Origin of the sequence: Methanosarcina soligelidi (assembly GCF_000744315.1) — an archaeon.
GTDB lineage: Archaea > Halobacteriota > Methanosarcinia > Methanosarcinales > Methanosarcinaceae > Methanosarcina > Methanosarcina mazei.
Genome location: NZ_JQLR01000001.1, coordinates 1278573 through 1290101, shown reverse-complemented (window position 1 = coordinate 1290101; position 11529 = coordinate 1278573). Strand labels below are relative to the sequence as shown.

Genomic DNA, 11529 nt, shown 5'->3' with positions numbered 1-11529 from the left:
CAGGTAGATAATTACTGCAAGCTACCTATTAAATACCGGGGTTTTTCGAAATTCCCCAGAAGTTTTTGATACTCTACTATGGTTTTTTGAGCAATCCCTTTCCATGACATATTCTCTTTCATAAATTCATATGCTGCACTACCCATACTATTCTTTAGATTTTTATTAAGTAAGATATTTAATAAAGAATCGGCTAGAAGTTTAGAATCTCTAGGTGGTACGATAAAGCCTGTAACACCGTCTACAATAACTTCCGAGAGGCTTCCCACATCTGTTGCAACTACAGGTTTTTTAAAAGCGTAAGCTATTGGAATTATCCCGGTTTGTGACGCTTCAACGTAAGGAAGAACGACAACTGAACTCTTTTGAAATAATTCAGAAACTTTTTCATCCGGGATATATTCGTTGATTATTTCAAAGTGATTTTTATTATTTATCATGCTTTCATATTTAGAGAAATCACCACTACCAGCAATAATTATCTTAATATTGGGTATTTTTTCGGATATCAGAGGCTCTGCTTTTATTAGATAATCTATTCCTTTATACTCAAGTATTCTGCCAAAAAATAGAATTGTATTTTCTTCTTCATTAATTTTTTTATGAATTATGGAGCTAAAAAAGGAGTAATCCCCATGAGGTATAATAGATATTTTTGAATTCAAAACACCTCTCTTAATCAACTCTAATTTGAGTTTTTCCCCATGGACAAAATCCAAATCCGCAAGTTTGGAAGTAATTAATGTACTCATGTCGCAGATGAGATTCTTTTGGTCAGAATGTAACTGAACGTCATGCACTGTAGCAGCAACAGGAGCTATTTTTTTTAAGACCGGTAGTAAAGGAACTATGAATGGATGCACCATACTGGTGTGTATGATATCGGGACCAATATCCAAAAGATACTTAACCATCAGATCTATTCGATACCCATGTCGATCAATAGAAGGAATTTTTCTCAAAATTACACGACTATTAAAGAGATTTTCATTAATACCTTCTGGAGCAATTAGATAAACATCACATTCAGCACTAAAATCAGCTAAAGAATTACAAAGCTGCGAGACATAGTGTACCATCCCACCTTTATTTATCAATAAAATGAAACATATTCTAATAAAACCGCCCCCAAGTCAGTTTATATTTCAATGATTGTTTGAAACCTCATAATTCAAAATGTTCAAAATCACCTTTAAATGAATCATCATCAGTATGCAATTTTACAAAGTCCTTTCTTTTTTGCGAATTTAGAGATGTTTTAAGTTTGAGAAGAAAATTTTCGGGAATATCCGGAATAAATGCGTAAATCAAATTTCATAAACCCAATACCTCTTTTATTGGAGAAAATTTGAAATTTGCAAGTAAATAATCTAATTTATTAAAGGCAGAATTAACCCCGTAATATGTAATGAAATGAGAAACTAAAGGAAGTTGAACCTTCCGTGTATGTGAATACATTTCCCATGGGTGCATGTATATAACAACAGATCTTTCCATATTGACTCTATTTATAGCATATTTCAAAAAAGATATTGGAAAAAGCCTGAGATAAAATCCTCCTGAAATCGGAATATTAATTCCAAACTTTATAACACTTAAAGGATATTCTATTATCGGGCCATCTGGATCGTGTACAGTAATATCATTTCTGGAAGGGTTGTAAGAAACAACTGGGGCGTCCGGGACTCCATATAAGTTTGTTTTCACAGGAAAAATGCTGGAATCATATCTGTAACCATTTTTAACCAGTATATCTAAAGCCCATTTATTCGTATTATCAATTGAGAATGTCGGAGCCCTGAATCCAAGAGGGTACCTTCCAGTAATTGATCTCAAAATTTCGTTAGTCTTTTCAATCTCATATTCAAAGTTTTTTATCCCAAGTTCATGAAGAGTTTTATGAGAATATGAGTGAGAACCAATTTCGTGACCATTTTCAGAGATTTCCCTTATTAACTCAGGGTATTTTTCTGCTAATTTCCCCAAAACAAAAAATGTAGCTTTGGTATTGTATTCGTCTAACAGGTCAAGTAAGGGATATACAGCTTCTATTACTTGATCTTCTTTTTCGTCAGGTACACATCTGCAAACAAGTTCTGCTGTATACCAGTACTCCAGATCAAAACTTAGTGCATTAATCATTCTTAACCCCCCAGAAATCCCCAAAGTAAACCGCACTAATTATTCAAGTTTCTTTAGAACCTTAGCAGGACACCCAATTACAACCGTATAAGGTTCTACGTTTTTCATAACCATACTCCCGGCGCCAACAACACTATGTTCCCCAATTGTAATACCTGCAAGAATTATGCTCCCGGGCGCAATCCATGCCCCACTTTTTATAGTTACAGGTTTTACTTCCCTCGGATAGTACTTTGTTTTAAGATACGGGGAACAGGTGGGATTAGAATGCGCAAATATCATTGTTCCCATTCCGATACCGACGTAATCTTCAATTGTAATTAATTCAGGGTATAGATCATCGAGATTGACACCAGGCCCCAGAAATACGTGTTTCCCGATATTTACACCTCTCATCCGCTGGAGTTTTACAGATATTCCGTAATGAGGACTAATTTTAGCCATTGTTTGTAATATCCAGTTAAATGCATAACGGAAATAGAATTTTATCACCCCGAATGAACCGGTGTAACCATAATACTCCATAAGTTCTCTTTCGTTAATTTTTTCAGGGCATTCCATACGTATGCTAGCTTCCTCAAAGCGTTCCATTCAGACCCCCACACCATATTTAATAAGTAAATTTGATAAGACAATAAAAAGTTATTATTCACTTTGAAAATGACTCATTGGATTTGTTCATGCCTGCGTTTAAGAACCATCATTAAGAGATTCAGTTCCTTTTTGACCTGGTACTATTTGAGAAATCATCTTAGAGACTAAATGAAGTATAACCCCCGTAAACACCATAAAAATCCCAGTTAAAATCATCAAAAAAATTAATGAAATCACTCCAAAACCGAAACTCCCTACTAAATGTAAAAATGCTATTTCTATAAGCAATCCAGCGGCAATCAGCAATATTCCTGGAACCGTAAAATAATACAGAGGTCTTCTAAATCCCATATTCTTTAAAATTTGAAATGCCACCTCCATACCATGCAAAAAAGGATTCTGGCTTGAACACTGATCAAGATCATACCTGCAGTGAATTTCAACTTCTGTAAACTTAAGATTGTGATCCTTAATATATAGTAAAATTTCAGAACCTGCAGACATGTTATTCCCGTCGAAACGAACATTTTCAATAGCCTTTTTTCCATAAGCTCGAAAACCGCTCTGGGAGTCTGTAACGAGAATCCCTCCCGCAAGGTATGTGGCAATATCGAGAATTTTCATACCAACCTTTCTGTAGGCTGGCACATTTTTCCCATTACCATTTATAAATCGGGAGCCAATTACAAGGTCTGCACCATGTTTTAAAGGTTCTAGCAGCCGAGGAATCTCATCCGGGTTATGTTGCCCATCAGAGTCCATTATTATCATTACATCTGCATTAAATTCACGAGCCAGTTTGAAGCAGGATTTGAGAGCCGCACCGTATCCCTTATTCACCTCATGTTTTACTACATACCCTCCCGCAGATCTTGCAACCTCTGCAGTATTATCAGAACTGCCGTCGTCTACCACAATGACGTTGTCTACATATTTTTTACATCCCAAAATCACTTCTGCGATCACATGTGCTTCATTGTACGCAGGCATTGCTGCAATTGTAAGAGTCAAATACAAAAACTCCCTTTCTGGAGGATAATTATTCTAGTTTTAAAGCTAATAGAATTAGCCTGGTTTTCAAATTTTTTTTTTATTATTCATTTAGATAACAATGAAATAAAAAAGCGTAGAAGAAGAAATATTTCTTAAATTAGATAGTGATATGAAGATTAGTCGATAAGGAGAAGATTTATAAATTTCCATTAAACAGATATTAACAAAATGTATTCAAAAGATAGTTCCTAAAAAATTTATATAAAAGATGAAATATGAGAATAATATTCCATATTTTTTAAATGAGGCTCCATAAAACGGAATATCATCAAATTCTGTGAAAATTACTTTCTTAATTTTTATAATTATATCTCAAATTTTAAATCTAATTTTAAAAGAAAAAGATTCTCTGCTTAAGAGTTAAATTTTTAGATAGAGCGGAGAATTGTGCACCTGAGATAATAGGATAAGTGTCAAAAACATCATCAGCAAGAATATTCACATTTGGGATTTGCCAATCAAGTTATCATCAAAAATATTTACGTTTTAAGATTTGCCAATCAAGATATCATCAAGAATACTCACATTTTAAGATTTGCCAATCAAATCAGTATATGAGATCTTAACAAAGATTTCTAATTACATTTTCTCTAATAGTTTTATAGAAATTACTACTTTTAATTAAGCACGGCATATTGAACAGATGAAAAAATAATCAGAACATAAAGTAAAAAACGAGTTGTCAACCAAAAACAAGTTAGATTTAAAGGAGTAGCTTTTCATGCCCTATCCAGTTGTGCACATTTTGTTCTTTGTATTCTGTGTCAGTGCAGTAGCTGTTTATGCTACTTTCAGATCAATTTCTCAAAGGCAGGCTACTTTTGGGAGTTCATTGAATTTACTCCTGTTATTACTGGTGGGCAGTGTATGTACGCTACTTCCAGACGTCATGATCATTTATAATTTATTCGTAAACGGCACCATTGAATATTGCTGGATTGGATCTATCCCGACACACTCACTTATATTCAGTTTTTCTGCTATCGTATTGGGAACATTTGCAGGATATGTTGTATACCAGAAAGTTGCTAAAGCAATACATCTAGGCCTTTTTGGCGAGGTCGCGTTCTCTACTCATCTCTTGCTTGATGATGCCTGCGGAGCCAGTTGTTACTACTTCTATCCAGTATACAGCGAAAGAATTAGCATATTCCCATTTATGAACATAAGCTTCCTGGAGACCGGAGTTTTAAATTATCTGATAATATCTTTTGTATCCGTTTCTTTTCTTTGCCTCTTAATAATGATGGCATTGTATTCCTTGCATCATTTTGGCTTTGAGTTCAAATATGAGTTTAAAGGATAAATAAGTCTGAAGTGTTTGCTATACTTATTTTGCAGAAAAAGAAAGATTATCAAATGGCAGTTAAAATAACCATACTAATAAGCTAAAGGGCATGCAATCAATGAGAGTTATTCCGTAAGCAAGGAGTTATTAATTCGCTAATGTACTTATTTTCAATTTGATCTTATTTTTGAATCTCTTCTTGGCATGAAAGTACTTCCAGATACTTTCATTTTTTGGGCATGTTATTCCAAGAATATCATGAGCGTTTTTTGTATTTACATCTGAGTTTTATTCCTTTCATTTATAAAAAGTTCTGAAACTTATTCTCTGCAGGTCGCGACCAGCATCTGGAGAATTCCATTTAAATCTGTACTCACATTTAAGTTATGTTTAAAAAAGTTTACCTTCCTCTAGAACAGGAAATGACTTTGATAAAAAATGCATATAATGCATATTATGTATATTACAGGGCAAAATTCAAAAAAAAGAGAACCAGGGAAGTATATTCGGGAAAGGGAGAAAGCCAGGATGAAAATAATTATATTCATATGCGGAGAAGGGCTTGGCCACACCAGCCGCTGCCTTGCACTGGGAAAAGAACTTCTTGCTGCAGGGCACGAGATAGTATTCGGGGCTTACGGTTACTCAAAAGAAGTGGTTGAAAAGACAGGTTATCGGGTACAGGAAATACCTTCGGAGATAAAACTGGTCGGGAAAGCTGGAGGGTTTGACCTTTCGGGCTCAATAGAAGCGACCCTCAAAAATGCCCGGATACTTGGAGGTCCAAAGGTTCTGAAACTTATAAAAGACTTCAAACCGGATGTGGTGGTTTCGGACAGCTATTACCTGGGAACTCTTGCAGCTATGCTTCTTAATATCCCTGTGTATCTTATTATTAACCAGTCAAATATGGAAGACTTCTTCAAAAACAGGGGCGTTCCTATAAGGCTTCTCGGAGATCTGACAAAAAAATTCTATAGGGAAGTCTTTGAAAAAACCGATAAAATAATTATTCCTGATTATCCCCTTCCATATACGGTTTGCAGAAAAAATCTGAATTTTGCCCCCGGACTCCGGGAAAAGCTGTATTACAGCGGCCCTCTTGTAAAAGAAAAGTATGAAGAAGTGGAACAGATCCCTCTGAAAAAGCCTCATGTTGTTTCCCTGATAGGAGGTTTCGGCTACAGGGAACCGATTTTCAGAAAAGTGCTCACAACTGCTGCACTCGACCCCGGAATAAATTATACTCTAATTTCTGGCCCCAACCTTGACCCCTCAAGGTTCAAAGAAATCCCCAGAAACGTTCAGATCCTCAGGTTTGTAGGAGATACTTTTCCATATATCAGGAATTCAGATGCCGTAATAGCTCCAGGCGGGCACAGTACAATGATGGAAGCTTTAAGTTTTGGAACCCCAATTCTTTCTTTTCCTGACGAGGGGCACAGCGAACAGGAAAACAACGCTGCAGTGGTTGAAGAGGAAGGTTATGGAAGAATGCTCAGTTATTCTACCCCACCTGAAGTCATTCTGGAATGTATAAGGGAAGTTCTTGAAGACAAGAAATACAGAGATAAAGTAAAAAAATTGCAGCGGCTTTCGTCCGAACTTGACGGCCCAAAAGCAGTCAGGGAACTGCTGGAAAAAGAAGCCGGGAAAAAAGTCTCCTGAAAATTCCTTTACCCCTCGCTCGACGCCTGCATAGAGCCTTTGCCGGTTAAACAGGCCTGAGTGAGGGTTATCAGGAAAAAATCAGGTTCTTTATGTTTGCGGTTTTCCAGGTATGAGACTTCTGAGATAATCGAATAGAGAAGCGTGGTCTTCGAGCACCAGGTCAGCGTGCTGTACCTTTTCAGGCTCAAGCATACTTGCAACCGCGACACAGTAGAGCCCCGCCCTTTTGGCAGCGGTAATTCCAAAAGGTGCATTTTCAATTACCATACATTCGTTTTTTGTCAGACCAAGCATTTCAAGCGCTTTGAGATAAGGGTCTGGATCGGGTTTCCCGCGTTCCAGGTCACTCCCGTTTATAACAACATCAAAGTAGCCTGAAAAAAACTTATCTACAATTTTTCCTACTGTATTCCGGTTCGATCCAGAAACCATGGCAAGCCTGAAGTTCCGCTTCAATTCATCAAGGCACTCAGGAATGCCTTCAAAAGGTTTTATTCTGTCAAATTCCAGAAGATCGCGTTTCTTTTCAGGCAAGCGCTCAAAATGCTCGGGTTCAGGCTCTTTTCTGGCTTCTTTGAAGATAGATTTTATCAGCCTTTTATCATTTGAACCTTCGAGCTCGTAAATATCTTCCCGCACAATATTGATACCAGCATCCTGGAAAGCTTTTGCCCATGCGTCAGCCTGGAAACGCATGGAGTCCACAAGAACCCCATCCATATCGAAAATGATTGCTTTTAACATCCATAGGATAGATTGTTATGATTTGTGATATATTTTATGAAAAAAAGGAACTTATTAAAATCTCTGCCCTGAAATTTAAAAATAATCACAGTCCTCATCTGAGATATCTGTCATAAAGATATCCACCGAGCCAGTACCCGAAAAAAGCAAATATAAGAGTTCCCGGCGCATAAAAAGGATATCCTGTTCCTTCAAACCGGAAAAATATGTTGAAAAAAACCAGGTAGAGAACCAGAAAAATCAAAAATCCACCAATTTCGGCATACTTTTTAGTGAGGTTCAAATTATCAGGGCCTCCTTTTCCTTACCCAGATTCCCTGAAGATCGCAACTATGGGGCTCTGGTGTTCTTATGCCCGAGAAGTCATGTTTTATTCTTTTTCTTTCCCTGCATCTTCTTCCTTTGTGAAACCAAGAGAGACAGAGTTGATGCAGTAGCGTTGCCCAGTAGGCTCAGGCCCGTCTTCAAATACATGCCCTAGGTGGCTTCCGCAGCGAGAGCAGACAACCTCTATCCTTTTCATGAAATAGCTGTTATCTTCATGAAGCCGGACCCTGTCGCTGGAAATCACATCATAGAAACTCGGCCAGCCAGTCCCGGATTCAAACTTGGTATCAGAGGAAAAGAGCTCCTGCCCACATGCAGCACAGGTATAGATTCCTTTTTCTTTGTTGTAGTACAGGTTGCCAGAAAATGGTCTTTCCGTGCCTTTCTGCCTCAAAACATGGTATTGTTCGGGTGTTAGAACACTCTTCCAGTCTTCTTCGGATTTCTCGATTTTGTTCTGTGCCAATCGTAAACCCCCTTTATGTTATGTAAACCTGATTTGACTTAATTATATCGGAAGTCAAGGCAGATCTATCCGGAAAGTTTTATTTACAGGGAAGTGAAAGCCCTGAGGAAGATTTGGATTTTCACACATCATTTCCTTTTTTGCCCTGTAATAATTTATTTCATTTTATTCGTACCTTAAAGAATCCACGGGTTTCATTTTTGCAGCTTTTCTTGCAGGATAGACTCCGGAGATAAAACCAACAGCAACCGCAACAACAAATCCGGCAACTATCAGGCTTAAGGGAAATACCACCGGAAGGGAAAGGAAGCTTTCCACGCCATATGCGCCTGTAATTCCAACTATGCCTCCTATAATCCCTCCGAAAACTCCAAGAAGGATTGATTCGATCATGAAAAGGAAAAGGATGTCAGAACCTGTAAAGCCGAGAGATTTGAGCACGCCTATCTCTCTTGTCCTCTCAGTAACGCTTACGAGCATGATGTTCATGATTCCTATGGAGCCAACAAGAAGGGAAATCAGGGCAACGGCTGTCAGGAAAGAGCTGAGGGCTGCTGCCATCATGTCGGTCTGCTCAAGAATCTCAGCCTGATTTATGGTCATGTAGGGCCTTGAATCTTTATCCTCAAGATCCCTTTCAGAGATCCCGAAACTCCTGGCAAGGCGCCTGTCCACCTCATCCGAGGTATTCTGAATCGTTGCAGGGTCCTCAGCCATTGCAAAGGCTCCTCCATAGTCAGTTTCGCCAAGCATCTCGTTCATTACCGCAATAGGGATAAGAACTGCCTCATTATCGTTGAAACCCTGAACCATTGTGTTTAGAGGGTTCTGGATTATTCCTTTGACCTTGAAGGTTTGTGTGACCTTATCATTTTCGCCTATCCTGAAAGTTATGTCTATTGAGCTCCGGACCGAAAGGTTTCTGCCGAACTTCTCGTTTGCAATATTATACCCTATAATTGCAACATACCTGTCATTGTCATTAATAAAAGAGCCTTCACTTAGCTGGGTTTTTGCAACCTCATCGTAGTCCTCCCCTACTCCGCTTACCATTATGTTTTTGGTCTCAGACATATAAGTGACTTCAGCAGTTTGCGACTTCAGAGGTGAAACTCCCAAAATCCCGGGAGTATTTTCAATAATCTGGAGCTGGTTGTCATAGAAGAGCTTCGGCTGCATCCCCTGAACATAAATAAAATTCGAACCTATATTTGTTACTTCATTTGTAAAGTGCTGGTTGAAACTTGCCCCCAGGGACACGTTTGCAATTACAGCCGCAACTCCTATAACTATACCAAGTACTGTAAGGGTTGAGCGCATCTTTGCATTTGTAATGCTTCCAAGAGCTATTTTTCCTGCACTTAAAAGAGGGATCATGAATGAGTGCTCCGTTTTAGTTTTTGGGAAGAAAAATTAAGCATTAAAAGTCAGAAATAATTTTTCTTAACTTTCTTTAAATGAAGATATCAGGCATATAAATCCTGCTGAATACAGGAGCATTCAATCACGAGTAAAAGGAAAAAGACGGGTTGTTGAAAAATCAGAACTAACATGGTTCTGAGGTTGAACATCCAATACTATACCAAAAATTTTTAAAATATTAAAAAAGTCCAGATATACAAAGAGCAAAAAATCTGATACGCCTCTTAAAATCTGCCCCAAATCCCCTTCAGATTATCCCGCTATAACCAGAGCAAACAACCCTGTCTTCGGGCAGCCCAATAAGCAGAACTGATTGAAAAACTCTGAAAAAACTTGAAATTTGTCCCTGAACTATCTCCGGTAGTCGAATTCAGGGAAAAGTTGCAGGTTATGTCTTTTTTCCGATAAATTTAGAGTTTTTTCCCGAGAGCTCTTGCTTCTTCGAATATTTCACTCTGGTGCAGGATATCATCGGGGCCTATTGTACCCGAAACCCAGATGCTTCCCTGGACATCAAAGCCTAAAAAGCTGAAAAGCCCTTCCATATATTTGAAATACTGGTTGAAGTTGTTGGGGTCCGGGTTCCCATATGTATAAGCAAGGATCAGTCTGGTCTTTATTTTCAGCAGGTTGGGAAATTCAGGCTTTGCGCAGGGCTGCCAGCAGGTTAAAGCTATCAGGCGGTCAACAATTGTTTTTGTAAGGGCTGTGATTTCCCACATATATATAGGAGAACCGAGTACAATGGCATCCGCGGATAGAATTTCTTTATAGAGCTCCTGCATATCGTCATCAATAATGCATTTTCCCTCAAGCTTGCAGGACATGCAGCCTTTACAGGGTTTCAGATCCATTCCGGCAAGATGGTAGATTTTTATCTCAGCACCTTTTTCGGCGGCACCTTCAAGAATAGCATTCACAAGCTTTTCAGTGTTTCCATCCTTTCTGGGGCTTCCGATCAATCCTAAAACTTTCATCTGAGTGCATTCCTCCGAAAAAGGAAAATAAAGAGTAATAAGAAGATGGAAGGACAGAGGTATAAAATGTTTCCCCAGAAGATCTTTTTTCTACCAGCCGTTAATATAAAAAAGAAAGAGATGAAGAAATGGAAAAATCAAATAGATGGTGTAGGGCGCGGTTCGGCTCTTCTGTACCTCAGACTTGCAGGATTTGAAGCCGAGATCAGTTTTCCCAGTTCCCGGGATTTTTCCAGTAACCTGGGCCTGAAAGCCACTTCAAGGTTATCAGTGCCTGCTGCTACAATTGTCTCCAGAACATCAAATCCCAGATAATAAAGTACACCTGCTGTATATTCGAAATACGAATTGAAGGCATCCCTGTCCGGAATTCCCTGAGTAAAAACCAGAATTAATTTTTTATGGTCGAGCCTGCTGGAGAAATTCGGCTTTAAAAACGCTGTCATGCGGTCAATAAGGAGCTTTGTCTGGGCTGTCATCTGCCACATATATACAGGAGAGCCGAGTACAACGGCGTCTGCTTCCTCTATTTGCCGGTAAAGCTCCTGCATATCATCATCTATAGCACAGCAGCCAGTCTCCTGGCACCTGTGGCAGGCATCACACCCTTTGATGTCAAGAGAAGCAAGATTATAAATTACGGTTTCTGCTCCATTTTCTGCAGCTCCTTCCAGAATTGCATCAACCATTTTCGCGGTGTTGCCATCGACTTTAGGACTACCCACCAATCCAAGAACTTTAATGCTAGAACCCCCATTCAAATTTTAAATATCTGATACTAAACATTTTTACACAAAAGTATAAACGATGAATCAGGATAAAAACGTTTCTCTTATTTAAAAAAA

12 protein-coding genes are annotated in these 11529 nt (G+C 38.4%); 2 read left to right on the top strand and 10 right to left on the bottom strand.

The features are described 5' to 3' along the window. Positions 1–11: 11 nt before the first annotated feature. From M886_RS05675 to M886_RS05660, 4 genes are all read right to left on the bottom strand, one after another. Positions 12–1079, bottom strand: a complete 1068-nt coding sequence (locus tag M886_RS05675; RefSeq protein ID WP_048041871.1) for a glycosyltransferase family 4 protein — start codon at positions 1077–1079, stop codon at positions 12–14. A 235-nt stretch (positions 1080–1314) separates the two neighbouring features. Next, the gene (locus M886_RS05670) at positions 1315–2142 is read right to left on the bottom strand and encodes a polysaccharide deacetylase family protein (protein WP_048050843.1); all 828 of its coding nucleotides are present in this window, start codon (positions 2140–2142) and stop codon (positions 1315–1317) included. 39 nt (positions 2143–2181) lie between these two features. Continuing rightward, a complete protein-coding gene (locus M886_RS05665; protein WP_015411974.1) occupies positions 2182–2733 on the bottom strand; it encodes an acyltransferase in 552 nt (183 codons plus the stop codon). A 99-nt stretch (positions 2734–2832) separates the two neighbouring features. After that, the gene (locus tag M886_RS05660) at positions 2833–3747 is read right to left on the bottom strand and encodes a glycosyltransferase family 2 protein (protein WP_048050842.1); all 915 of its coding nucleotides are present in this window, start codon (positions 3745–3747) and stop codon (positions 2833–2835) included. A gap of 763 nt (positions 3748–4510) precedes the next feature. Here M886_RS05660 and M886_RS05655 point away from each other — a divergent pair. Continuing rightward, entirely contained in the window at positions 4511–5095 is a 585-nt protein-coding gene (locus M886_RS05655) for a metal-dependent hydrolase (RefSeq protein WP_048050841.1), read from the top strand. A gap of 510 nt (positions 5096–5605) precedes the next feature. Next, the gene (locus tag M886_RS05650; protein ID WP_048051651.1) at positions 5606–6745 is read left to right on the top strand and encodes a UDP-N-acetylglucosamine--N-acetylmuramyl-(pentapeptide) pyrophosphoryl-undecaprenol N-acetylglucosamine transferase; all 1140 of its coding nucleotides are present in this window, start codon (positions 5606–5608) and stop codon (positions 6743–6745) included. Positions 6746–6835: 90 nt separating this feature from the next. Here M886_RS05650 and M886_RS05645 read toward each other — a convergent pair whose 3' ends face one another. The 6 genes from M886_RS05645 to M886_RS05620 all read right to left on the bottom strand — a co-directional run bounded on the left by M886_RS05645 (position 6836) and on the right by M886_RS05620 (position 11427). Beyond that, entirely contained in the window at positions 6836–7492 is a 657-nt protein-coding gene (locus M886_RS05645; protein WP_048050840.1) for an HAD family hydrolase, read from the bottom strand. A gap of 94 nt (positions 7493–7586) precedes the next feature. Beyond that, positions 7587–7775 carry a hypothetical protein gene (locus M886_RS05640; protein WP_048050839.1) on the bottom strand — a complete coding sequence of 63 codons (189 nt, stop codon included), beginning with the start codon at positions 7773–7775 and terminating at the stop codon, positions 7587–7589. An 87-nt stretch (positions 7776–7862) separates the two neighbouring features. Further along, complete coding sequence (gene msrB / locus M886_RS05635) at positions 7863–8285, bottom strand: peptide-methionine (R)-S-oxide reductase MsrB (RefSeq protein WP_048050838.1); 423 nt, start codon at positions 8283–8285, stop codon at positions 7863–7865. Between the two features lie 165 nt (positions 8286–8450). Then, a complete protein-coding gene (locus tag M886_RS05630; protein WP_048050837.1) occupies positions 8451–9662 on the bottom strand; it encodes an ABC transporter permease in 1212 nt (403 codons plus the stop codon). A gap of 455 nt (positions 9663–10117) precedes the next feature. Beyond that, positions 10118–10684, bottom strand: a complete 567-nt coding sequence (locus tag M886_RS05625) for a flavodoxin family protein (RefSeq protein WP_048050836.1) — start codon at positions 10682–10684, stop codon at positions 10118–10120. 137 nt (positions 10685–10821) lie between these two features. Beyond that, on the bottom strand, positions 10822–11427 hold the full coding sequence (locus M886_RS05620) for a flavodoxin family protein (protein ID WP_048051650.1): 606 nt from the start codon (positions 11425–11427) through the stop codon (positions 10822–10824). Between the last annotated feature and the right edge of the window lie 102 nt (positions 11428–11529).

Bases quoted from the DNA above. Each gene is read 5' to 3' on its own strand.
- M886_RS05665 (WP_015411974.1), bottom strand. From the start codon at position 2,733: ATGGAACGCTTTGAGGAAGCTAGCATACGTATGGAATGCCCTGAAAAA.
- M886_RS05625 (WP_048050836.1), bottom strand. From the start codon at position 10,684: ATGAAAGTTTTAGGATTGATCGGAAGCCCCAGAAAGGATGGAAACACT.
- M886_RS05670 (WP_048050843.1), bottom strand. From the start codon at position 2,142: ATGATTAATGCACTAAGTTTTGATCTGGAGTACTGGTATACAGCAGAA.
- M886_RS05630 (WP_048050837.1), bottom strand. From the start codon at position 9,662: ATGATCCCTCTTTTAAGTGCAGGAAAAATAGCTCTTGGAAGCATTACA.
- M886_RS05655 (WP_048050841.1), top strand. From the start codon at position 4,511: ATGCCCTATCCAGTTGTGCACATTTTGTTCTTTGTATTCTGTGTCAGT.
- M886_RS05650 (WP_048051651.1), top strand. From the start codon at position 5,606: ATGAAAATAATTATATTCATATGCGGAGAAGGGCTTGGCCACACCAGC.
- M886_RS05675 (WP_048041871.1), bottom strand. From the start codon at position 1,079: ATGGTACACTATGTCTCGCAGCTTTGTAATTCTTTAGCTGATTTTAGT.
- M886_RS05645 (WP_048050840.1), bottom strand. From the start codon at position 7,492: ATGTTAAAAGCAATCATTTTCGATATGGATGGGGTTCTTGTGGACTCC.